Origin of the sequence: Kriegella aquimaris (assembly GCF_900103215.1) — a bacterium.
Lineage (GTDB): Bacteria > Bacteroidota > Bacteroidia > Flavobacteriales > Flavobacteriaceae > Kriegella > Kriegella aquimaris.
Genome location: NZ_FNGV01000003.1, coordinates 502531 through 526829, shown reverse-complemented (window position 1 = coordinate 526829; position 24299 = coordinate 502531). Strand labels below are relative to the sequence as shown.

Annotated in this window: 22 protein-coding genes and 1 other RNA gene; 12 read left to right on the top strand and 11 right to left on the bottom strand. The window is 39.6% G+C overall.

Annotated elements, in window-relative coordinates:
• Positions 1-7: 7 nt before the first annotated feature.
• From BLS33_RS10055 to BLS33_RS10035, 5 genes are all read left to right on the top strand, one after another.
• A complete protein-coding gene (locus tag BLS33_RS10055; RefSeq protein ID WP_089888098.1) occupies positions 8-1858 on the top strand; it encodes a RagB/SusD family nutrient uptake outer membrane protein in 1851 nt (616 codons plus the stop codon).
• A 43-nt stretch (positions 1859-1901) separates the two neighbouring features.
• Complete coding sequence (locus BLS33_RS10050; RefSeq protein ID WP_089888096.1) at positions 1902-3140, top strand: DUF6807 domain-containing protein; 1239 nt, start codon at positions 1902-1904, stop codon at positions 3138-3140.
• A gap of 5 nt (positions 3141-3145) precedes the next feature.
• Positions 3146-4522 (top strand): Gfo/Idh/MocA family protein, encoded by a 1377-nt coding sequence (locus tag BLS33_RS10045; protein WP_089888094.1) that lies wholly within the window; start codon positions 3146-3148, stop codon positions 4520-4522.
• A gap of 31 nt (positions 4523-4553) precedes the next feature.
• Complete coding sequence (locus tag BLS33_RS10040; protein WP_089888091.1) at positions 4554-5939, top strand: putative oxidoreductase C-terminal domain-containing protein; 1386 nt, start codon at positions 4554-4556, stop codon at positions 5937-5939.
• Between the two features lie 282 nt (positions 5940-6221).
• Complete coding sequence (locus BLS33_RS10035) at positions 6222-8465, top strand: DUF7133 domain-containing protein (RefSeq protein ID WP_089888089.1); 2244 nt, start codon at positions 6222-6224, stop codon at positions 8463-8465.
• 44 nt (positions 8466-8509) lie between these two features.
• On the opposite strand, the gene BLS33_RS10030 is transcribed toward BLS33_RS10035, so the two are convergent.
• Positions 8510-9181, bottom strand: a complete 672-nt coding sequence (locus tag BLS33_RS10030) for a ZIP family metal transporter (RefSeq protein ID WP_089888087.1) — start codon at positions 9179-9181, stop codon at positions 8510-8512.
• A gap of 145 nt (positions 9182-9326) precedes the next feature.
• Between BLS33_RS10030 and BLS33_RS10025 the strand changes: the two genes are divergently transcribed.
• On the top strand, positions 9327-10490 hold the full coding sequence (locus BLS33_RS10025) for a THUMP domain-containing class I SAM-dependent RNA methyltransferase (protein ID WP_089888085.1): 1164 nt from the start codon (positions 9327-9329) through the stop codon (positions 10488-10490).
• Positions 10491-10498: 8 nt separating this feature from the next.
• On the opposite strand, the gene BLS33_RS10020 is transcribed toward BLS33_RS10025, so the two are convergent.
• The 3 genes from BLS33_RS10020 to rlmD all read right to left on the bottom strand — a co-directional run bounded on the left by BLS33_RS10020 (position 10499) and on the right by rlmD (position 13238).
• Positions 10499-11251, bottom strand: a complete 753-nt coding sequence (locus BLS33_RS10020; RefSeq protein ID WP_089888083.1) for a DUF6048 family protein — start codon at positions 11249-11251, stop codon at positions 10499-10501.
• Positions 11232-11732 (bottom strand): DUF6452 family protein, encoded by a 501-nt coding sequence (locus BLS33_RS10015; protein ID WP_089888079.1) that lies wholly within the window; start codon positions 11730-11732, stop codon positions 11232-11234. The genes BLS33_RS10020 and BLS33_RS10015 overlap by 20 nt, the downstream gene beginning before the upstream one ends.
• A gap of 96 nt (positions 11733-11828) precedes the next feature.
• The gene (gene rlmD / locus BLS33_RS10010; RefSeq protein ID WP_089888212.1) at positions 11829-13238 is read right to left on the bottom strand and encodes a 23S rRNA (uracil(1939)-C(5))-methyltransferase RlmD; all 1410 of its coding nucleotides are present in this window, start codon (positions 13236-13238) and stop codon (positions 11829-11831) included.
• A gap of 259 nt (positions 13239-13497) precedes the next feature.
• On the opposite strand from rlmD, the gene rocD reads away from it, so the two are divergent.
• The gene (gene rocD, locus BLS33_RS10005) at positions 13498-14742 is read left to right on the top strand and encodes an ornithine--oxo-acid transaminase (protein ID WP_089888077.1); all 1245 of its coding nucleotides are present in this window, start codon (positions 13498-13500) and stop codon (positions 14740-14742) included.
• Between the two features lie 33 nt (positions 14743-14775).
• Here the strand turns inward: rocD and BLS33_RS10000 are convergent, their stop codons facing one another.
• The 3 genes from BLS33_RS10000 to BLS33_RS09990 form a co-directional block, all read right to left on the bottom strand.
• Positions 14776-15087, bottom strand: coding sequence for a CCC motif membrane protein (locus BLS33_RS10000; RefSeq protein WP_089888075.1), 312 nt, complete (start codon positions 15085-15087; stop codon positions 14776-14778).
• Positions 15088-15174: 87 nt separating this feature from the next.
• A complete protein-coding gene (locus tag BLS33_RS09995; protein WP_089888073.1) occupies positions 15175-15510 on the bottom strand; it encodes a CCC motif membrane protein in 336 nt (111 codons plus the stop codon).
• Positions 15511-15526: 16 nt separating this feature from the next.
• A complete protein-coding gene (locus BLS33_RS09990) occupies positions 15527-15787 on the bottom strand; it encodes a DUF2752 domain-containing protein (protein ID WP_245731371.1) in 261 nt (86 codons plus the stop codon).
• 102 nt (positions 15788-15889) lie between these two features.
• Between BLS33_RS09990 and BLS33_RS09985 the strand changes: the two genes are divergently transcribed.
• A complete protein-coding gene (locus BLS33_RS09985; protein WP_089888069.1) occupies positions 15890-16438 on the top strand; it encodes a Smr/MutS family protein in 549 nt (182 codons plus the stop codon).
• A 4-nt stretch (positions 16439-16442) separates the two neighbouring features.
• Here BLS33_RS09985 and BLS33_RS09980 read toward each other — a convergent pair whose 3' ends face one another.
• Positions 16443-16958: a hypothetical protein gene (locus tag BLS33_RS09980; protein ID WP_089888067.1), complete on the bottom strand. Its 516-nt coding sequence runs from the start codon at positions 16956-16958 to the stop codon at positions 16443-16445.
• Between the two features lie 102 nt (positions 16959-17060).
• Between BLS33_RS09980 and BLS33_RS09975 the strand changes: the two genes are divergently transcribed.
• Entirely contained in the window at positions 17061-18215 is a 1155-nt protein-coding gene (locus BLS33_RS09975) for a cysteine desulfurase family protein (RefSeq protein ID WP_089888065.1), read from the top strand.
• A 37-nt stretch (positions 18216-18252) separates the two neighbouring features.
• Here BLS33_RS09975 and BLS33_RS09970 read toward each other — a convergent pair whose 3' ends face one another.
• The 3 genes from BLS33_RS09970 to BLS33_RS09960 are packed head-to-tail and all read right to left on the bottom strand — an operon-like array spanning position 18253 to position 23061.
• Positions 18253-18906: a hypothetical protein gene (locus BLS33_RS09970; RefSeq protein WP_089888210.1), complete on the bottom strand. Its 654-nt coding sequence runs from the start codon at positions 18904-18906 to the stop codon at positions 18253-18255.
• A gap of 10 nt (positions 18907-18916) precedes the next feature.
• Positions 18917-21364, bottom strand: a complete 2448-nt coding sequence (locus BLS33_RS09965; RefSeq protein WP_245731363.1) for a TonB-dependent receptor — start codon at positions 21362-21364, stop codon at positions 18917-18919.
• 5 nt (positions 21365-21369) lie between these two features.
• The gene (locus BLS33_RS09960) at positions 21370-23061 is read right to left on the bottom strand and encodes a M23 family metallopeptidase (RefSeq protein ID WP_089888062.1); all 1692 of its coding nucleotides are present in this window, start codon (positions 23059-23061) and stop codon (positions 21370-21372) included.
• A gap of 357 nt (positions 23062-23418) precedes the next feature.
• Here BLS33_RS09960 and BLS33_RS09955 point away from each other — a divergent pair, with 357 nt between their 5' ends.
• The 3 genes from BLS33_RS09955 (at position 23419) to ssrS (ending at position 24185) form a co-directional block, all read left to right on the top strand.
• Positions 23419-23709, top strand: coding sequence for a hypothetical protein (locus tag BLS33_RS09955; RefSeq protein ID WP_089888060.1), 291 nt, complete (start codon positions 23419-23421; stop codon positions 23707-23709).
• A gap of 14 nt (positions 23710-23723) precedes the next feature.
• Positions 23724-24020: a cell division protein ZapA gene (locus BLS33_RS09950; RefSeq protein WP_089888057.1), complete on the top strand. Its 297-nt coding sequence runs from the start codon at positions 23724-23726 to the stop codon at positions 24018-24020.
• A 55-nt stretch (positions 24021-24075) separates the two neighbouring features.
• Positions 24076-24185: non-coding RNA, 6S RNA (gene ssrS / locus BLS33_RS09945), on the top strand.
• Positions 24186-24299 lie beyond the last annotated feature (114 nt).

Sequence of the window (24299 nt, the reverse complement as noted above, 5' to 3'; positions counted from 1 at the left end):
TATAGCCATGAAAAAAATAATAAATAAATATCACAAAAGTGTTTTGAGAGCGGTCTGTGTTTTGACTTTGCTGCTTACTGCATGTGAGGAAGAATTTTTAGATGCGGATCCACAATCTTTTTTTACGCCGAGTAATGCCTTAAATACCCCTGATGGCTTTAATAGTCTGCTGTCACAGGCCATGCGAAACCTTCGGGCGGAATATTACGGTGATGGGGCACCCATGATTACGGAAAATATATTTTCAGAAGTTTCGGTGGAGGGCACTACTGATAAATCAGGGCCTGCCCAAGATTTAAACCTTTTGATTCTACCTGATGCCAATCTCAATAGTGCTAATTATAATCGAATAGGATGGTTCTGGCAAGAATTTTATAAAGGAATTAAGTATGCTAATACTGTAATTGGAAGGTTGGATGATGCCGAGTTCGATAGCGAGGCACAGAAAAATGATATTTTCGGAAGAGCCCTGTTTCATAGGGCATATCGCTATTATCGATTGACCCAACAATTTGGGGATATTCCTTTAATATTGGAGGAGATAACCACACCAAGATTAGACTTTGTTTCTACAACTCGGGAAACCATTCTTAGAAAAATGCAGGAAGACTTGAATATGGCCGTTCCTATGGTCAATGAAGTTTCTAATAATGGCGACATAAATAGGGCGGCGGTACTTCATTTATTGACTAAAGTGAATTTGGCATTGGCCGATTTTGATGCTGCAATCGCATCTGCTTCCCAAGTCATAAACGACGGAACCCACGCTTTAATGACAAGTCGGTTCGGTATAGATGCCGATGACATCACTAAAGATGTTACTTGGGATCTGCACCAAGTAGAAAACAAGAGTGCTCCTGGAAACACTGAGGGTATTCTTCTTGTCATCGATCGCTTAGGTTATGAAGATAACGGTGATTTTAGTGGAGGTACTAGTATTATGAGACAAGCCACGCCTCTTTGGTGGCGCTTTATTAATACCCCAGATGGGCAAAATGGCATGTCTGACAACCCTGGTATTGAAATAGATCAAGTATTACAATATGGCAGAGGTATTGGAAGGAATAGGGGTACGGCATATAGTACCGAACAAATATGGGAAAATGCCAATGCCGACCAGCGTTTTAAGGATGGAAATTGGGTAGAAATGGAAGATTTGGTCTATAATGCACCAAGTTTAAAAGAAGCAGGTAATTCTTTTTATGGTAAGAATCTTGAGCTTTACCTTCCTGATGGAACACCTTTGTGTTCAGATACAATAAGAAATTGGTATGATTTTCCACAATATAAGCTATATGTAGAAGATCCCCTTGCCGTTAAGCCCTCGGGTGGGCATGGCGATTGGTATGTGTACCGATTGGCGGAAACCTATTTATTAAGGGCGGAAGCTTATTTCTGGAAAGGGCAATTGGCGCTGGCGGCAGAAGATATCAATGTGGTACGTAGAAGGGTGGAGGCTGATGAAATTACGGGGGCAGACGTAAATATTGATTATATCTTGGACGAACGTGCGAGGGAACTATATTATGAGGAAAACAGAAAAACCGAATTGACACGTATTGCCTTTATTTTTGCCAAAATAGGAAAAACGGCCTATAATGGTGAAACCTATAGTTTAGATAATTTTTCCCAGAAAAACTTTTGGTACGATAGAATCATGGAAGTCACTGATTTTTATAACATCGGTCTCAAAACCATCCATGGTGATGAATATACCATGAGTCCGTATCACGTGCTATGGCCGGTGCCTGCACCGGCAATCAATGCGAACACGCAGGGGCAGATCAATCAGAACGAAGGGTATCCGGGTGCAGAGAATAATATAGCACCTTTAACTACAATACCTGAAACCGAATAAAACTAAATTGCATGGTATTTTGTAAATTCCAGCGTTCAAATTTATGATAAAGAAACATTTTATACTTTTCGGTCTTGTTCTAGCCTTAGTCTCGTGTGCAGAAAAAGAAGCATATCGCTTTAAGGTTTATAGCGGTGATATTTCAACTCAACCCGTTCCCATGGCATTAAATGCTGAAGAACTGAGCGGTTTAGGCTTGAATTGGGGAGACAGCTTGGTACTTTTTAAAGATAAAAAGCCCATCCCCTTTCAAATCGATAGCGATCAGAAAAAACTTTGGTTTCTGTATACGCCCGATAGCAGTGCTTTATTCAATTTTCAAAAGATAAAGGAAAGTGCAACCGAAAGTAAAAATGAGATTACCATTGCGAAGAATGATGGTGACCTTAATGTATCGAGTGATGGCAAACCGCTATTAACGTATCGCTACGGAATGACCTATCCACCCGAAGGTATAGATTCTATTTTTAAAAAATCTGGATATATTCATCCAGTTCGAACACCTTCGGGAGATATATTAAGCCGAATTCAACCCCCTGATCACTATCATCATTACGGTATTTGGGGGCCTTGGACCCATACTCAGATAGAAGGACAACAGGTCGATTTTTGGAATTTAGGCGATAAGAAAGGTACCGTGCTTTTTAAGGAATTTAAGCAAATGGCCTCCGGATCTATTTTTGGTTCTTTTAATGCCTCCCAAGAACATATTGATTTTCTTACAAAAGAGAAGCCGCAGGTCGCATTAAACGAAAATTTAGAGGTCAAGGTTTGGAATTTGGACCGTCCCGATCGGTATATGTTCGATTATACTACTACCTTTAGGTCTCCATTGGAGTCTGGTATATTATTTGAAGCCTATCGTTATGGCGGAGGAATAGGTATGCGTTTTACCGAACGGTGGCATAAAGACAATTGTTCGGTGCTTACTTCCGAAGGTAATGATCGATTGACTGCCGACGGCACCAATGCGCGATGGTGTATTGTTAGTGGGGAATCGGCCGACGGAAAAGGAACTAGTGGTATTTTATTTATGAGTTATCCTGAAAATCAATCCCATCCGGAACCTATGCGTATCTGGCCAATTGACGGAAATGGGGGCAGGGGCGATATGTTTTTTGAATTTTGCCCAATCAGGCATAAGGAATGGAAAATAGAACCAAACAGGAATTATCAATTGAGATATAGAATGGTCGTATTCGATGGCGCACTTTCCGCCGAAGAAGCCGAGGCCTATTGGCAAGCTTTTGCCACAGAACCAGAAATAGAAATTTTAAAATAGATACAATGCAAAGAAGAAAGTTTATCAATAGAACAACTATGGGGACAGCGGCAATGGTAGCATTCCCTTCGATAGTCCCCTCAAGTGTTTTTGGAAAAAATGCCCCCAGTAACAAAATAAACATAGGACAGATAGGCTGTGGCCGTATTGCGTTGAGCCATGACATGCCCGATACCATCCGTTTTGACGAAGCACGTTATGTTGCTGTTTGTGACCTTGATTCGAACCGTGCTGCAGACGGTAAAGTTATGGTGGATAAATTTTACAAAGAAAAAACTGGAAAGGATAAATATATGGACACTAAGATTTACGATGATTATCGTGAAATGTTGCTTAGTAAAGATATAGATGCAGTTGTAATTAGTACTCCCGATCACTGGCACTCACAGCCTGCCATGGAGGCTGCTTTGGCCGGAAAGGACATTTATGTACAGAAACCAACTTCATTAACGATTCGAGAGGGGCAACAGTTGCGGGAGGCTGTTCAGAAATCCGGGGCCATACTTCAAGTGGGTACACAGCAAAGGGCCATGCCGCAATTTAGGGTCGCGGCCGAATTGGTCAGAAACGGTCGTATCGGTAAAATACATACGGTTAAAATCGGACTTCCAGGAGATCCAGGCGGCCCAGAAGCACCAGCTATGCCCGTGCCCAGTAATCTGAATTTTGATATGTGGTTGGGGTCAACTCCCGAAGTGCCATATACCGAAATAGGTGTACATCCGCAGAAAGGATATAGTCGACCAGGTTGGTTGCGCATACGTAATTACGGTGCGGGAATGATTACAGGTTGGGGGCAGCACCATTACGATTCAGCCGCTTGGGGTATGAATACAGAATTGACAGGACCTACTTCGGTTGAAGCCTTGGCCGAGTTTCCAAAGTCCGGTTTGTGGAATGTGCATGGCGATTTCTTTGTGAAGCACGAATATGAAAATGGTATTACAGTATATACAAGCGGAGGGTATACGAACGGTATCAAATATATTGGTGAAGATGGATGGATATTTGTTTCACGTGGTTCATACACCGCATCAGCTTCCGATCCAATAGATAAAGAGAAGAGTAGCAAAGCTTTAAATGCTTCGGATCCTAAAATTTTGGAATCTGTAATCGGAGCGAACGAGACGCATCTCTATAAAATTGACGATCAACACGGCAACTGGTTAGAATGTATCAAAACTCGTAAAGCACCTATTTCCCCTATTGAAAAAGGACATAAAGCCTGTTCTATTTGCTTGATCAGCGATATAGCGATGCAATTCGATAGAAAATTGGAGTGGGATAATGAGAAAGAAATGTTCATTAATGATAATGAGGCCAATGCGTTATTGCATAGAACACAAAGAAAGCCTTATGGAACGGATAATGTAAAAGTATAGTTATATTAGTCGCAAAATTTAAAATTGTATTATGCGAAAGAGTATATCGGCTATGCTGATCTGTATCTGTTTTGGTTGTGCGGAAAAGGCCAAAAAAGAAGATAATCAAACCACATCGGAAGTGTTTACGGAAAAAGTAACATTCATGACCTTGGACCCGGGCCATTTTCATGCGGCCCTAGTACAGAAAACGATGTATCCACAGGTAGATTCTACCAGTTATGTGTATGCACCTGACGGACCAGAAGTTCAAGACTTTTTGAGTAAAATCGATGGGTATAATACAAGGCCTGAAAGCCCTACAAGCTGGACAGTGAAAAAGCACCTCGGTGATGATTACCTGAATGCCATGTTGGCCGAAAAGCCCGGTAACGTAATGATCGTTGCCGGTAAAAACTCGAAAAAGGTCGATTACATTTTGGAAGCTGTCAAATCAGGTTTGAATGTGTATGCCGATAAACCTTTGGTTATTAATGAAGAAGGTTTTAAAAAGCTAAAGGAAGCTTTTAAAATTGCCGACGAGAAAGGGGTTATGATTTATGATATTATGACCGAACGTTTCGAATCGACTACGGGCATGCAGAAGCTATTTTCTACCTCACCCTCTGTTTTCGGCGAGTTGGTAGACGGAACGGTAGAAGAACCGGCAATCAGTAAAGAGAGTGTGCATCATTTTTCAAAAATCGTATCTGGAAAACCGTTAGTGCGACCTTCTTGGTTTTTTGATATTGATGAAGAAGGTGAAGGCATCGTTGATGTCACGACGCATTTAGTTGATTTGGTGCAATGGGAGGCTTTTCCCGATCAGGTCATCGATTCTTCCGATGTTGAAATGCTGAAAGCTAAAAGATGGCCAACTACATTGTCAAAAGCAGAGTTTACTAAAGTAACAAAGCAAGAAGAATATCCTGATTACTTAAAAAAGGATTTGGATGGAGACAAGCTGAATGTCTATTGCAATGGTGAAATGATCTATAGAATAAACGGAAAGCATGCAAAGGTTTCTGTTATATGGAATTATGAGGCTCCTGCCGGGGCAGCCGATACCCATTATAGCATCATGCGGGGTACTAAAAGCAATCTGATTATTAAGCAAGGTGAGGAGCAAGGTTACAAACCGATATTATATGTAGAGGCACACGATAGTAATGGTTTTGAAGCAGCGTTGAATAAAACTTTGAAAGATGAAATTGCCCAACATTTTCCGGGGACCACGGTCGAAAAAATATCCGAAAAAATGTGGAAAGTTAACATTCCCGATACCTTTAAGGTAGGTCACGAAGCTCATTTTGGCCAGGTCACCCAAAATTATTTGAAATATTTGGACAAGGGTGAATTGCCCGATTGGGAAGTTCCTAATATGATCACCAAATATTACACGACCATTGAGGCTTATAAAATGGCTAGAAGCAAATAAAAATTTAGTGACTTTTCTAATTTTTTTTGTTGTGGGGAGGTTACTAAAAAAATTTGATCTTAAGCTATGTTTGTTGCAATAACATTACACCGTTCTTTTCTGATATTCTTACTAACCTAAAAGTACCAGTTATTTTTTAGTTAATTGAATCGTATGTTTAGAATTGAAGTGGTATTATTGCAACAAGCTCCGGCTTTGGATACCAAATCATCCGCTCTTTTACCAAAGAATTAAGAATATTTGCGGATAATCGCCGTTGTAGTATGTAATCGATTGAATTTTATGAGAGTAACCATTTGTTTTTTCCTTTCCCTGATTGTATTTTCCTGTAAAACAGACTTTAAAGAGACAAAAATAGCCATCGACAATTATAAAGTCGAACCTGGTTTTGAATTGGAAGTTATCGCTTCCGAACCGTTGCTCAACACCCCTGTTGCAATGGATTTTGACGATAAGGGCCGTATTTGGGTCGTTGAAATGCCCGGTTTTATGAGTAATATAGATGGTTCGGGTGAAGATTTGCCTAATGGAGCGATTAAAATACTTGAAGATCGAGACGAAGATGGCGTCATGGACCATGCGAAAATATTTCTCGATAGCCTTGTGATGCCCCGAGCATTGGCAATTGCTTACGGAGGTCTACTTTATGCCGAACCCCCAAACTTATATTTTGTAGATATCGAGAACGATAAACCTACGAATAGGGTTTTGGTCGATTCGATTTACGCCGGGGATGGCAATCCTGAATATCAACCCAACGGACTTAAAATGAATATCGATAATTGGATCTATAATGCCGGGTCACACTTTCGATATCAAAGAAAAAATGGGGTCTGGATCAAGGAGCCTACTACTTTTCGAGGACAATGGGGTATAACAAAAGATAACTTCGGAAGACTATTTTATAACAACAATTCAACGCAACTCTTAGGTGATTATGTGCTGCCGAACAGGTTGGTCAGAAACGAATTTATGGTACCTGAGAAGGGTGTCAATCAGGTGTTGACCAAAGATCAGCGAGTTTATCCGCTTCACGCTGCGGCGGTGAATCGCGGTTATGTCAAAGGGGTGTTGAATAAAGACAGTATACTTATTGATGTTACCGCGTCTTGCGGACCGTTGTTATATCGTGGGGGTAATTTCCCAAGTGATTATAATGAAAATGTGTTCGTTTGCATACCGGAAGCAAATTTGATCAAGAGAAATATTTTGTCATTTGAAGGAGATAAGATAACAGCAAAACAAGCTTGGGAAGGAAAAGAATTTCTTGCGTCTACCGACGAAGGTTTTCGACCCGTAAGTATGAACCATGGCCCCGAAGGTAATTTGTATGTAGTAGATATGCATCGTGGTGTGATACAGCACCATGCCTTTTTGAGTCCATATTTAAAAGAAAAGGCCAAAGTTGAAAAACTGGATACCTTAGTGAATTTCGGTCGTATTTTTAGAATAAGGCCGACGGATGGGAAAGTCGAAAACAATACAGATTTGAGCACTTTGTCCACATCGGAACTACTCGAATTATTGAAAAGCAAAAATGGATGGTTGCGAGATCGTGCCCAGCATAAGTTGATTTATAAAGAAAAAATGGATGCGGTGCCCCAGCTGCAAAAAATGGCGAAAGACACCGGTGCTCCATTGACACAAATGCATGCGCTGTATGCTTTGAAAGGATTGAACAGCCTTTCGTTTGATTTGCTAAAGGATGTTGCAGAAAATAGCGATGCTGCAGTTATCTCGCATGCCATCGTCTTAATTGAAGATTTTATTGCCGAGGAAAATGTAGCCGTGGCCCATGCCCTCTTTGAAAAGTTAGCTTCACAAAATGATAAATCCATTGATTTGTATCTTGCTTCTACAATTGGCATGTGGGCCAATATTTCAGGTGATACTTTTATTCCATTACTTCATAAATTAGAAAAGAAATATGAAGATAATGCCGTTTACCAAGAGGCCATAGTAAGTGGAACGCAGAATGTGTCTGATGAATTATTGCTTACCGTTGCGAAAGGCGATGATGAAAAAAGTCCTTTTGAAGCCCTTGTTGCAAAAAATATGGAACGAAAGAAAGCGGCTAAAAAGAACCCCATTTATGTAACTAAAAGTCGTTCACTAGATTCTAGAACGAAAGGCGCGAAGTTATTTCGTCAAATTTGCGCGGCCTGTCATCAAGATAATGGCAGTGGAATTGAAGGTTTAGCACCGCCCCTGATGAATTCAGAGCATGTGACCAATCCGGAAAAGCTGGCGCTCATAATTTTACACGGATTAAAAGGCCCAATTCATGTCGATGGTTCCTTATATGAGTTAAATCACGTGATGCCTGGCCTTGTAAACAATGAGACCCTATCAGATTCTGATATATCTGCTATCATTAGTTATGTGGGCAATGCATTTAATGACTATCCGAAAGGTCTGAGGTCAAATAAAGTGAAGGAGCTTCGCCAAAATAAACCGGAAAGCGGATCTGAATACACTATTGAAGAGTTGGAAGAGGTGCTAAAAAGCTTGCCATTAGCCAAATAAAAACTGCTTCAGCAATTTTTGTATTCTGAAGTTAACCTCAAGTTTTATAAATAATAGGCAATTACGATACCCATTATTATTGCTATAATCTTTCGCAGGTTAAATTTATGCCCTTCTGAACTTTCAAAGAGGATAACCGTTGATATGTGCAGAAACATGCCGATGACCAAAGCCGTTATCGGAACATAATATTGGGTGGTGAATGCAAAATTCGCGGTTATAAAAGTTCCCAAGGGTGTCATCAGAGAAAACAAGACAATAAAGAAAATAGCCTTTTTCAACTTCATTCTAGAGCCTAGTAAAAATATACTTAAGATGATTGCGATGGGTATTTTATGTATGAGAATACCATATATTATGGTGTCGTGGCCTTCAATGGGAAATCCCTCTAAAAACGAATGAATGGAAAGGCTGACAAATAGTAGCCATGGGAATTTGGTACTCTTACTATCACCGTGAATATGGCCATGTTCAGCTCCTTTAGAAAAGAATTCCAAAAAAATCTGCAAGAGTATGCCTAGCATTACAAACAGTCCGATTGTTTTTGAATCAGCATGTTGATACACGTCCGGAAAGAGTTCAAATAGGGTCAATGCCAATAAAAAAGCCCCGCTGAATGCCAAGAGTAACTTGAAATTTTCTTTGTTTTTTGGTTTGACTAGATATACAAATACAAAGCTTAATAAAACCCCAAGAATGGGTAATAAATAGTTCATCAAACAAGTTCGGTGTTAAGTGTTGAATGTTTAAAAAAAAGAACGCAAGATAGCTTGCCCTAAAACAGTTTGTTGGGGCAATAGAAATCTAATTTGTCCTAGGGATTAAAAATACTGTATTTTTGCTTGAATTCGAGAATAGTGTATGAACAATAATTTTAAAATGGTCGCCAAGACCTTATTTGGCTTTGAAGAAATCTTAGCCAAAGAACTTCGAAATTTAGGAGCTGGGAATGTAAAGGAGGGGATACGAAATGTTTCTTTTGAAGGGGATACCGGCTTTATGTACAAGGCCAATCTGTGTTTGCGAACGGCTATAAAAATAATAAAGCCCATTCATTCTTTTGAAGTTCAAAGTGAAAATGAACTGTACAAAAAAATATATGGCATGGATTGGTCTGAATACCTTTCGGTAGACACCACTTTCGCTATTGATACTACGGTTAATTCAGAAAATTTCACGCATTCGCTCTATGTTTCACAAAAGGTAAAAGACGCGATCGTAGATAAATTTCGCGATACTGACGGAACTCGCCCGAATGTAGATGTTAAGTTTCCCGATATGCGTATAAATATTCATATTCATAATGATCATTGCAATGTTTCGTTAGACAGCTCTGGTAGGTCGTTGCACCACAGAGGGTACCGAACTGCAACAAATATTGCCCCGATTAACGAAGTGTTGGCCGCTGGTCTTTTATTACTAAGCGGATGGGATGGAAGATCTGATTTCTTAGATCCCATGTGTGGTAGCGGTACTATGCTTACCGAAGCTGCGATGATTGCCTGTAATATACCTGCGAATATTAATAGAAAAGAATTTGCATTCGAAAAATGGGAAGATTTTGACGAGGAACTTTTTGAAAAGATAGTAGACAGCAGCTTAAAGAAGGCTAGGGAATTTTCTCATAAAATTATTGGTTATGATAAAGCTCCTTCAGCTGTTCGAAAAGCAAAGGATAATATTGAAAATGCAAATCTTTCGGAATATATTACGGTAGAACGAAAAAACTTCTTCGATTCCGAAAAGTTCAACGACGGTCCCTTGAAAATGGTTTTTAACCCTCCTTATGGAGAACGGTTGAATTTAGATATGGAAGAATTCTATGCATCCATAGGAGACACGTTAAAACGTAGTTATCCGGGAACGGAGGCCTGGTTCATTACCTCGAACCTTGAGGCCCTAAAACACGTAGGCTTACGACCTTCTAGAAAGATAAAGGTTTTCAATAGCCATTTAGAGTCTCGGCTGGTAAAATATGTGATGTATGAGGGGAGTAAGAAGGCGAAATACAATAAAACGGATTAATAATTTGATTATTCCGTAGTTAATTCCTTTTTCTTGCTCGGTTTTTTATCCTTTTTATATAAGGGAATAAAATAGGTCAGTGAATAGTTGTACCCTACACCGAATATGCTGCTATCGGTCACCCTGTTAAAGCCGGGGATGAATAAATTTCGAAAACCATCAGGGTCTTTATTGGTAATCAGAGCACCCAAACGCACACTTGCCCCTAAGAAAATATTGGCGAAAAGTTCAGCTTTTATTCCTAATACCGCTTCAATCCAAGAGGCGCTTAAAGACTTATATTCCATTGGGGCAGAACTACCGGTCGCAAAATCATTAGGATGCCAATACCTGTTCGTATCGAATATTTGAGAGTTGTTCAAGGTTTGGCTAAAACTACCAAAGGCATAGCGACCGCCTACGAAAATCGCATTGTTTTCTCCGTACCAATTGGCATAGGTATTGTAGTCGATACCCAGTTTAATATAGCTTCCAGAGGCCGTGAAATCATAGAGGTCTTCTTCAATGGTCTTCTTTTCATTCCCGATTTCGGCGGCCAGGTACATTTTTTGCGTTAATCTATAATCTCCCACGATTTCGAGACCGGTATAATTGTCGTCGAGAAAAGAGGTCGCAGGTCGACTCAAATCGATTCCTAATCGAATACCATAAGCCTGTTTGTAAACTACAGAATCTTTGTTCTTGATGTTCAAAGAATCTTTTTGTGCCATAGTCGGCACCCACAATAACAACAAACAAAGTTTAATGAAGTATTTTGACATTGACTAAGGTATCATTTTCGACCAAAGCGGTCACGATTTTAATTTCTTTCATCCATTGGTCCGTATCGGTTTCGCTTATGCTACCCTGTAGGTTGTCATAATTTACGGTAAATCCGCAAGCACGCGAGGTGAACAGTTCTTTGGTCTCATAATTAAAGGTAATGGTATCTTTATTGACCGTGGTCGTGTCGGTCGCTGTTAAATTTTCTGATATAATGAAGGTCGTGGTTGTCGCATCAACGCGCAATGGCAACTCGATTGAACTTAATGATACGTTCGCTATTATAGGGTATACAGAATCTTCTAAAACACCCTGAACAACTAAGGTAGGTACATCTTTCAATTCGGTAGTGTCCGTAACATCATAAAATTCTATTGACAATAGGGGTGTGGCGCCATCAACACAAATATCATCTTTTTCACAAGAAGAGATAAAGATGATGCCTGACAAGATGCTTAAGACAATATTTAATTTTTTCATCAATCTAAAACTTAATCGGTCTTTACCGCTTCTCCTCATTTAGAGGTGTTTGCTACTAACTATTTTATAGAAAAGGCCATTTCGAATTTCAAGACGCTACAACTTTTCCAAAAGTACGACATTTTCAACGTGATGGGTTTGAGGAAACATGTCTACCGGTTGCACTTTGGTTACCCGATACATGTCTTTCATTAATTCGAGGTCACGAGCTTGGGTTGCACTATTACAACTTACGTATACTATTTTTTTTGGAGCTATCTTTAAAATTTGGGCCACCACATCTTTATGCATACCATCGCGTGGAGGGTCTGTAATAATTACATCGGGTACGCCGTGTGCTGCGATAAAATCTTTATTAAAGACGTTTTTCATATCTCCGGTAAAGAATTCCGCATTTTCGATACTGTTGTTCTTGGCATTTTCTTTGGCGTCGGCAATTGCCTCGGGAACCGCTTCTATACCTACCACTTTCTTTGCCTTTTTGGCAACGAACTGAGCAATTGTGCCTGTACCGGTGTAAAGGTCGTATACCAATTCTTCGCCTGTTAAGTCTGCGAAATTCCGGGTTACCTTATACAATTCATAGGCCTGTTCAGAATTTGTTTGGTAAAATGATTTTGCATTGATTTTGAACTGCAGTCCTTCCATTTCTTCAAAGATATGGTCGCGCCCTGAATGACAAATGACCTCTTGATCGTAAATGGTATCGTTCTGCTTTGAATTGATAACATAAAGTAGGGAGGTGATTTCTGGAAAAGTATTTGACAAGTGGTCGAGCAATAGCTTTCGCTTTTCTTCATCATTTTCAAAAAACTGCACCAAAACCATAATTTCCCCTGTTGAGGTGGTGCGTATCATTAGCGTACGCAACATGCCATATTGATTTCTTGTGTTAAAAAAAGAAATATCATTCGCGATGGCAAATTTTCTAGTTTCCAAACGAATAGCATTGGAAGGGTCTTTTTGTAAATGACATTTTTCAATGTCCAGAATTTTATCCCACATACCCGGAATATGGAACCCCAAGGCATTTTTTTCGGTAATGGTGTTATCGGAGTTGATTTCATCAAGCGTCAACCAACGGCTGTCGCTAAAAGAAAACTCCATTTTATTTCTGTAGAAGTATTGTTTTTTTGAGCCAATGATGCTGCTGATATCGGGCAGCTCTAAATGCCCTATACGCTTCAAGTTGTTTTCAACCTCTTTTTGCTTGTAAAACAATTGATGCTCATACCCCATGTTTTGCCATTTACATCCCCCGCAAACTCCAAAATGTTGACATTCTGGTTCGACACGTTTATCCGATAAGGAATGAAAAGTAGTGGCTACTCCTTCAAAATAAGCCTTTCTTTTTTTTGTTGTACGTACATCTACTATATCTCCGGGCACTGTATTCGTTATAAATATTACTCTGCCATCGGGTGCTTTGCCAACCGTTTTTCCTTTGGCTCCTGCATCTACCACTTCGACGTTTTCGAAGTGCTGTCGCTTATTCTTTTTTCGCATGGGGCAAAAATAAAAGGTTTCTTTGGATTGCAGCATGCGTTTAAGACTTAATTGGCGCGAAAAGTGTAGGTTTTTATAGGTTACGACGATTCCTCTTTTTCGTTTGGGGAATTCGCATCTATAAATAGGGATGTATTCAATTTTATGTGCGCAACGAAATCGACTACCGCTAACTTTTTTGTAATTTTGCTGCTCTGCATAGGATGATTTCTCTCCCAAAGAAGGAATTGCAAAAGTTTTATTTAAAGTATCTATCATTATGACAGTTGTAAGTAGCATAACTTCAAAAGATGCCATTGCATTGGAAGATAAGTATGGAGCACACAACTATCACCCTTTGCCCGTGGTGTTGCATAGGGGAGATGGCGTGTATGTGTGGGATGTAGACGATAAAAGATATTACGATTTTTTATCGGCTTATTCAGCGGTAAATCAGGGGCATTGTCACCCTAAGATTGTAAATGCCATGATAAAGCAGGCCCAAACTTTGACCTTGACATCAAGGGCTTTTCACAATGATGTGTTAGGGAAATTCGAAAAATATGCATCCGAAACTTTTGGTTTCGACAAGCTTTTACCCATGAATACGGGCGCCGAAGCTGTAGAAACGGCACTAAAAGTATGCAGAAAATGGGCTTATGAGAAAAAGGGAATTGCTGAAAACAAAGCGCAAATCGTTGTTTGTGAAAACAACTTTCATGGGCGGACAACCACAATTATATCTTTTTCGAATGATCCGGTGGCCCGAGAAAATTTCGGTCCGTATACCAATGGGTTTATAAAAATAGAATATAATAACCTGCAAGCTTTACAGGAAGTGTTGGAAAACGATACGAATATTGCAGGGTTTTTGGTAGAGCCCATTCAAGGTGAGGCTGGGGTTTATGTACCTTCGGAAGGTTATCTGAAAAAAGCGAAAGCCCTTTGTGAAAAGCACAATGTACTTTTTATTGCCGATGAGGTGCAAACGGGTATCGCACGTACCGGACGTCTTTTGGCAGTGGATCATGAAGATGTAAAACCCGATATCCTGATTTTAGGAAAGGCACTTTCGGGGGGAGCCTATCCGGTATCCGCGGTATTGGCCGATGATGCCATTATGGGCGTGATACGGCCAGGAAACCATGGAAGTACTTTTGGGGGTAACCCAATAGCCGCAGCAGTTGCCATGGCTGCCTTGGAGGTGGTCAAAGATGAAAATCTGGCCAAAAATGCTATGGAACTGGGAGAGATTTTTAGGGATGAATTAAACAAATTTATTCCCACATCTAGTTTAGTTTCCAAGGTTCGCGGAAAAGGATTGCTCAATGCGATTCTAATAAACGATACGGAAGATAGTTCCACCGCTTGGGATATTTGTATGGCGTTAATGGAAAACGGATTGCTTGCGAAGCCTACTCACGGGAATATCATTCGGTTTGCGCCACCTTTGGTGATGACCAAACCCCAATTGATGGACTGTATTTCCATAATTACGACTACGCTAAAACAATTTGAAAAATAGCGTTCGGTAAGAAACCTGAATACAATCATTCAATTAAAAAATGCTATCGAATCCTCCTCCTGCGGAAATTAACGCAATAATGACCCCGAAGTAGATGATGGCAAGAATGAGCATGACAAGGGAAATACCCAAACCAATATAAGACAGTATTTTTCCGGTTTTGGCATTTTCGTAACCTCGGAATATTCCGGGTTGTTCGAGATGTATTTTTTCGGCTCTTTTGGCATTGCTAAGCCCGATAATACTAAAAATAGCGGCAAAAGGGCCACAGCAAAATATAGAAGTGATAATCGAAACAATGCCCATTACTAATGCTGTGGTGGCTCCGGGTAATTCTTCTTGCATTCGGTATTCTTTTTATTACGCAATTATTCTGTTAAAAGTAGAAGCGTGAACTTTTTTATCCTTAAGATAAAAAAGTTCACGTTTTTCTTATTCTTCGAGGCCGTATTGCTCCATCATTTCTTGAACTTTTTCCATGTAGCCATCAATGCCGCCCATTTGCTGAATCACATAAATAGTGTATAACAAGGTCAAAACCCCTAAAACCAAACCAATAATAGCAACAATCTTAGCGGTCTTTAATTGACTATAATTTGAATAATTTTCAGGACTTACCCGATATGCTTTTTCGTCTTTGGTTGTTAAATAAAGAGCTATTGCGCCCATTATGACACCACCGATTCCAGAACTGCAAACACAGCACAGAAAAGATAAAATACCCAATACTAGGGCTATTGTTACGTTAGGGAGTTTTTGTTGTTCCATAATTTTTAAGGTTTGGTTATATCATTTTCAATATAAAGTTGCCAAGTATAAGTACAACACTTGATATCATTAGCAAAATGGTGATTTTATTAGCGTATTTTATGGTAGTAAAGTTATTTATAAGTAAAAAGCTGAACAAAAGAACAATCGAATAAATGGCGGGATACATTTCAAAAGCGCCGATAAAATCGCCTTTTAACAACAGCACAACTGATCGTTGCAATCCGCAACCTGGACAGTCAAAATCAAAAAGTTTTTTGGTTATGCAAGGAAGCATATAGTCTTCGATAGCCAATAAGAAGGTTGCCAATTGCATTTTTGTTTAAATTCGTTTGGTAGGTGAAAATTACCATTATTTTTGGGGAATAAAAACAAATTAATGCGGGTTTTTGAAATAGGTGATAAGATTGAGACTATTGATGATACGATTTCAGGGGTGGTGATGGAGGTGACCAAAAATGAAATAACCATTGAGACTACTGACGGATTTTTACTGAAATACGCTCCATCGGAACTTATTAAAACATCCAATACAAATACCATTCGGGTAAGCCGGCATGAAGTTGATCAAGTTAAGGCCGAAAAAGCAGGACCTAAAAAACGAAATTTTAAAGCTGTAAAGCCAAAAGAACGCAATACTCCCAAAATGGAGGTTGATCTTCATATTCATCAGCTGTCCAAATCGACGAGGGGCATGTCACATTATGATATGTTGAATTTACAATTGGATACGGCAAAGAGGCAATTGGAATTTGCCATCCGTAAACGGATTCAAAAAGTCGTTTTTATTCACGGAGTGGGCGAGGGGGTGCTAAAGGAAGAGCTTTGCTATCTATTCGGTCGTTACGAAAATGTAAAGTTTTATGATGCCGATTATCAAAAATATGGCCTAGGAGCCACCGAGGTGTATATTTACCAGAATGTCTAGTATTTTATTCGGTTTTGGTGGTACTGACGGTTCCAAAATTATTTATGCTCAAATTGGTAATACGTGTATTGTTACCGGTAACAAAAGAGATGTTGCTAAGCTTTAGGGTGTGAACATAGGTTTTCTCATCCGTAGTCGCCGTAGTAACCAAAATTTCCCCTTGCTCTGCGATTATTTCTTCTATTACCGTAGGTTCCGTCAAGGGAATATCATCACAAAAATAATTATTGGTAACGGTACCTGAAAAAATTCGGTAAATGACTTTGGAAGGTCCTGAGGCGGTAACAAGACTAACTTTGTCATCCGTAACAATTTCATTCGTTAGAAGGCCAGAGGACAGTTCTAAAATAAGGGCTTCGTCGTCATTGATCTTAAAAAGCACATTTGCTGTTGACACGTCCACAGTTTGGCAAGTACCTATAGTAGTGATAGTATCGAAATCTAAGGTTTCTATTTGCAAATCTCCATCGTTGCACGAAGTCAGGAGTACCAAAAAACTAAAAAAAACAAATCTCGCCATGCGCCAAATTTAAGTAGAATATACCACAAGTTTATTCTGATTTGGGTAGAAATTAACTTTAATTCGGTTAATTTTGAACTGTTTAAATTTCATGCAATCCAAATGGACAAGGTTTATCTAGACAATGCGGCTACCACGCAAATCAGGAAAAGTGTGATAGCTACAATGCACGATTCACTTTCAGGTTTTTACGGTAACCCTTCCTCTTCACATAGCTTCGGGCGATCGGCCAAAACAGCTGTTGAAAGTGCCAGAAAGACGGTTGCACAGTATATGAATGCCCACCCCTCTGAAATTATATTTACCTCTGGTGGAACCGAAGCCGATAACATGATTTTAAGATGTGCGGTGAGAGATCTCGGCATCGAGACCTTAATTACGTCTAAAATCGAACACCATGCAGTTCTGCATACCGTTGAAGATTTAAAGGAGGAAAAAAATATCCACCTAAAATATGTCAACCTGAATGAATTTGGCGACCCAGACCTTTCCCATTTAACGGAATTGTTACAAGCCGATACTACAAAGAAGTTGGTCAGTCTAATGCATGTAAACAATGAAATCGGAAATATTCTCGATATCGATGCGGTTTGTATGCTTTGCCATCAAAATGAAGCCCTTTTTCATTCCGATACGGTGCAGTCTGTTGGTCACTATCTTTGGGACGTAAGGCAAACTCCAGTCGATTTTCTTACGGCTGCGGCCCATAAATTTCATGGCCCGAAAGGCATAGGTTTTGCTTATGTCAAGAAAAATTCTGGACTAAAACCTTTTATTTCTGGTGGTACGCAAGAACGCGGACACCGTGCAGGCACTGAATCAATGCACAATATTGTGGGTCTGGAGGAAGCTTTTAAAGTTGCTCTTGATAATTTAGAACGTGAAAAAGCATATATACTCGACTTGAAAAAGCATTTTATCGCGGAAGTTAAAAAGGAGATTCCCGGTGCCAAATTCAACGGATATTCAGGGGATTTGGAGAAGGGAACTTATACCTTGGTTAACGTGTGCTTGCCAATTGCACCTGATAAGGCAATGTTATTGTTATTTCATTTGGATATAAAAGGGATAGCTTGTTCAAAAGGGAGTGCCTGTCAATCAGGAAGTACTCAAGAGTCACATGTACTGGCAGAAATTCTTTCGGAAGAAGATTTAAAGCGACCTTCACTTCGTTTTTCCTTTTCTACATTCAACACCAAAGAAGAACTGGATTATACCGTAGCAGTATTGAAGGAATTTGTTGAGCCCGAATCATAGATTGATATTGGCTAAATATGCTTGTAGATAAGTGTTATTAGCTTTTTTTTCGATCTCTTTTCTTTTCCCTGTCGTATGGAAATTTTCGCGTGGCAAGCTTCATCATTCTATCAATAAGATCGGTTGTGTTTTTACCCGATTTCTTGTTGATTTCCTTTTCGTATTTCCAAAGTAGTTTGCCAGTTTGCCCATCGCTTATCTTGATACCGATACGACCATAATTGGCATTTCCCGAAAAATAATCCATAAAACTGAATTCTGTCGGTATGCCTTTTGATAGCAATACATTGAGGTTCATATTGCCGCTAATGATTCCGTCCACTCCCAGAATTTCACTGAGTTGTTTGACGGTATACACATCGATATTTTCGTAGTTGATTTTATTCTGTGCCAAAATGGCTTTCGTATTTTGGGTATTTTGAAAATCCACAGAAAATTTCTTTTTCTTCTTCCGTTGCGAAAAATAGGTTTCCAAGGCATTTTGAACGGCATAGCCTTCCTTTTCCTCTAAAACTCTTAATTCTGTTTTTGATATGCCGTCTTTAAGGTCCAAATTGGTAAGAAATGGAAGAATGGCCAAAATTTCGTGCTTTTGACTTAGGTCATCGAATTTTTGGCTTTCATAGATATTCTTCTGGGCACTTACAAAGAGAAAGGAAAGTGCCAATAGGGGGAATAGTATTTTTTTCATGGTCATATAACTAAAAACGCATACTCAGTTTTAAATTCAAGATACGGGAGGTCATAAAATTTGGAACTGCAAACTGTTGCTTACTTTCCACATCCCTGACCCAGGTGTTGGTGATTGAATTTTGATTGTTGAACAAATTAAAAATTTCGACACCCAAACTAAGCTCCTTGAATTTGTGCAACCAATGGTTTTTGTCATAGGTGTTGTCAGCATCCACAAAAATATGGGAAATTCCTAAATCAGCCCGCTTATAGTCTCTTAATCTATTCTGAAAAATATAGGGATCGGCATAACTTGGGGATCCGCCGGGTACCCCAGTGTTATAAACGAGGTTCAAATACATGCGCAAAGTGGGTATGGTAGGTACGTAATCTTGAAAAAGAACCCCTACTTTTAATCGCTGATCTGTTGGTCTTGCAATATACCCTCTATCATTTATATTCTCCTCGGTTTTTAAAAAACCTAGACTCACCCAAGACTCCGTACCAGGCACAAAAGCGCCGTTCAAACGCATTTCGGCACCGTATACATAAGCAGTTGCATTATTTACGGCCGCGTAGCGAATGCGAACATCATCTAGGGTGTACGGATTTACGTTGTCCAATTTTTTATAGTAGGCCTCGCTGACCAGGGTGAATGGCCTGTTCCATAGCTTGAAGCTATATTCGTTGCCGAGCACAAAATGAAGCGATTTCTGGGCTTCTACATCGGAATGAACTGTTCCTGAATAGTCTCGAAGCTCGCGATAAAAGGGTGGTTGCTGATAAATTCCGCCCGATACCCTAAAAAGAATATCACTGTCCCAAGCAGGTTTAAGGGCTAACTGCGCCCTAGGGCTAAAAATGAAATGAGATGCTTTCGATACACCTGTTCCACTTATTGTCCAATAATGGGCGCGAACGCCAACATTATAATACAGGTCATGTTTTTTCCATTGCAACTGTTCGCTGAACTGAAGGAAACCTGAAAAACGATTGGTTTTTATAAAGTTTTTTGCGCTGACTCCCGTAAAAGATTCGAGTGGGGCATCAAAGGGCGTATTCGGCTGGTCATTGCTGAATTCCGGTAGGGAAGGACGAATGGAAAAGCCTACCGAATCGATGAATTCAGACTCCCTCAACTGATCACGAATGTCTTCGTGGGTATATTTGGCGCCCCATTCAAGTGATTTTTCTTTTTTGATATATTTCCCCGTATGGGAAACATTAAATATCAAAGCGTCTAAATCGTTTCTGGCACGTACGAACTGAGTGCCGATTCCTGGAGAAATATCTCCAAAACCAGTACCTGAACCCTCTAAATTATATTGTGCTATAACGTCTGAATGTTCTTCTTCGGTTGTATGGTAGAGTGAAGAAAAAAGCTTTAGCGTAAGGGCATCGTTTAGAAAATAACTAGCCTTTAAAACCCCCAGTTCCGTATTGAACCGATTATTTTCATTACCCTCATAGGCTATAAAAAGTGTTCTTGGTCGGTTTAGTGTACCAAAGCTTGTTTCCCTATTTAAGGGTTCATTTTGGTAGTCGTTCAATGAAATATTTCCTAAAAAACCCAATTGGAATTTTTTCGAAAACCGATACGTTAAATAGCTTTGAATGTCGGCAAACTTGGGATTGAAATTGGTTTTTGTCTGTTGGCTATTGACCAACAGGCTATTATCTCGATACCTAATGCCAGAGACACTGGTGAATGCCTTATCTTTCGAAATGGTTTCTACCGTAGCACTGGCCCCTAAAAAGCTGATATTTGATTGTATACCGAAAGTGGTGGGGCTTTTATAGGTAATGTCTAAAACCGACGATAACTTATCGCCATATTTAGCTTGAAATCCTCCTGCTGAAAATTTTACACCTTGAACCATGTTGCTGTTTACAAAACTCAAACCTTCTTGTTGTGCTGATCGTATAAGAAAAGGCCGGTAGATTTGAATTTCGTTGACATACACTAGATTCTCGTCGTAGTTTCCGCCACGAACCGAATATTGGGTACTCAATTCATTGTTCGAGGAAACTCCTGGTAAAAGCTTTAAAATATTCTCAACTCCGGCATTGGCTCCCGGAATATGCCTTATTTCTTTGGGAGAGATATCGGTCACCCCTTCAACGTTTCTTTCCCCAGAGGGGCTGACGGTTATGCCATCGACCTGTACGACGTAGGTTTTCATTACCGGGTTAAACTCAAAGGTTTCGTTGGTAGTGAGTATCAGGTTTTTAAGAACAACTTTTTTATTTCCTAAATGTGAGAAGGTAATAGTCGTTTCTTGCTCGGCAACGATTTGCAAAGCATAGAAGCCGTTGTCATCGGAATAGGTGCCGTTCGTAGCCGATGAAATATTGACATTTGACAGTGGTTGCTTTGCCTCATTAAGAATTACGCCGGTGATGGTTGCGGTCTGTCCGTTCAAAAGGGAAATACCACATAGCGTGACACTTAAAAGGAAGGTCAAAAGGTTTTTCAAACCACTTATTTTCTATAGAAATTGGTTTCCAGGGTAGTGCTGTTACCAACATTGTCTGTAACTACAACCTTCAGTTTGCACTGGCTTTTATCCAGTATCTTATCATCAAAATTATAGGTAATGGTATTGGTCTTTGGTTCGTATTCCATTAGGATCCATTCTCCGTTCAGGGTCGCGGTATACGAATCGATGCCACTCAAGTCGTCGGAAATGCGAAGGCTTAAATATCTATAATTTGTCAACCATTGATCTTCCTTAAAATTTTTGGAATATACTTTTGGAGCGATCGTGTCTTTGGCCAATGTGTAAGTTCCCAAATTGCGTGTTCGGGTGGTAAAAGTAGTCCCTCGCTTATAGGTCGAGGCGTAACTTGGTCTGAGATTCTTGTCTAACCGTGCAATAAAAAGTTGTTTCCGCTCTTCTTGGGAATACTTCGAGGCATCGAAGGTAATTGTGAAATTGCGGTGTGCTGGAACGGTGCTGTTATGGATTGTTACGGTATCATTACCTTTTTTTAAATCGATATAAAAATCATTATAGAAGGTGTTCGAAGGAAAATAAACTTTCGCGATTCCCAAGTCGTAATTGTTGGGTTTTTTAGCAACGACATAGGTATCCGTTTTTCGTTCTTCCTTTTCGATTTTAACAGGTTCTTTTTTGCCCTCAATGGGTACTACCAATTTGGTAAGATTACCTTTATAATCGCGGATCAATATTTCAACATTATAGGTCAATCCTTCCCGTACTACAATTTTTCCGTCGTTGTGCAGTGTATTGTAAATGCTCAATCGATTTCCAGGGGCTTTGAAACATTGCTGTATTTTTTGTCGGTACTTCCCGTAGTGCTCATAATCGATGAGTGTATTAAGATAGCGTGTTTCGGTGAATGAAAAAGTTTCAAAATCGTAATCGGTATATACCTTTCCATTGACCAATTGCTGTACTGAATATACCCCGTTTCGGTTTGCCGCCATATCTTGACGGTCAAATCCTATGAAACCCAGTCCGATTGTGCCGGCAGCCATTACTTTGTCGGCCAAGTACGTGCCATCTTCTTGACGGGTAAAATTAATCCCTATTTTTTCTTCACTTTGGTTGACCACTGCATCGTCAGAAAGTGGGTAGCCATATAACTTTACAAGGGTAGGGTCGGTGGCATCGCGGACTTCGTAGCCGTATAGAAGTGGATTCGTGGGTTTTTCGGAAATACTGCTGCGTATTTCGAAATGCAAATGCGGACCTGAAGAACTTCCTGTATTTCCACCATAGGCAATGATATCGCCTTTTTTCACAGAGACCTCACCGTAATCGGGAAACACTTCTACCTCATAAGACTTCTTTTTGTATTGTATTTTTTTGATATACTCTTCAATCTTCGGAGAGAATTTTTGAAGGTGCCCATACACAGATGTAAAACCATTCGGATGTGCTAAATAAAGGACTTTGCCGTATCCCCAATGCGATATTTTTATGCGGGTTATTGTGCCGTCTCCAATCGCATGAATGGGAAGCCCTTGTCGCTGTTGGGTTTTTATGTCCATCCCAGAATGAAAGTGGTTTGATCGTAGTTCTCCAAAAGTTCCGGCTAAGATCAAAGGAATATCCATTGGCGACCGAAAAGCGTCTTTCGGATAATTTTCCTGTGCGTGAATGCCAATTGAAAAAAATAAAAGCAAACCAAAAATAACCTTTCCCATAATTTGAAATAAGATGGTACGAAAGTAATCAATAGTGTTGAATCGCTAAAAAAACTTATGTAATAATAAGGTAGGGTTGTAGTCAAAAAAACAATTTTGACGGCTATTTTGAACTTCTCTCGCACCTGAAATTTTAAAATTTCAGGGAATATTTTTCTTGTTCTCCTCACCGTTAATGTAGCACGGCTCAGAGAAAGCTGTGATAAACCTAAAAAGCCTATTGGTAGCCGTGGGTCGTTTACAAACAAAAACTAAGGCTAGGTTGATTTAAAGTATTACTTGAAGAATAATTGAAAAAACTATTGCTAAGTCGAACGATGTATGTTAACTTTGTGTAATATGCATTGAATTTTCTTTATGAGTGAATTGGTTGAAATAGTTGATTCCCTGGAAAACAAAATCAGTAAGCTATTGCATAAGTTGGAGTTGCTTAACCAAACAAATCGAAAGTTGGAACACGAACTGATTTCCATTAGAAATGATCAGAACAGTGTTAGAAATTCGGTCGTGGAATGGGAAGAGAAATACAATTCACTGAAACTTGCAAATTCAATGTTGGGCAGTAATACAAATAAAACAGAAGCTAAGCTTAAAATAAATACGTTAATAAGGGAGTTGGATCAATGTATTGCACAACTTGCGGAATAATGTAATAGAATACTATGCCGGAAAAGCTCAAAATCAAGCTTTCTATTGCTGATAGAATATATCCATTGACAATCGACCCTTCGCAAGAAGAAGGATTGCGGAAAGCAGCAAAAAATATTGAGCAGTTGGCCAAAAAGTTTGAACAAAACTATGCGGTAAGAGACAAGCAAGATGTATTGGCCATGTGTGCCTTACAGTTTGCCTCTAAGATTGAACAAAAAGGTATAGACCAGTCGGAAGGTTCAAAAGAAGCCATTGAAAGGCTCATTGCATTGGATAGATTGGTAGATTCGAAGCTTGGTATAAAATAATACGTTCTTTTAAATAACTAAAGTTACTGCCCACATTGGTAATATCTTTTGACGAACTCAACACTAATTTGTTTGAAAAGGGTGAGTTTAGATTGTAAAAGCAAGCCTTACTTGTATAAGGATCCTTGATCAGTCTGGTAGCCCTAAACCTGTTTTTAGGAGTTTGTACAAAACTTCTCCGATGTGGGCTTTTTTTTGCTTTTTTCAGAATGAAAAAGGCTGTGATGCCGAGGGAGGCCTTCAGGTTGAAATCCTGAAATTAATTTAATTCTTAACAAA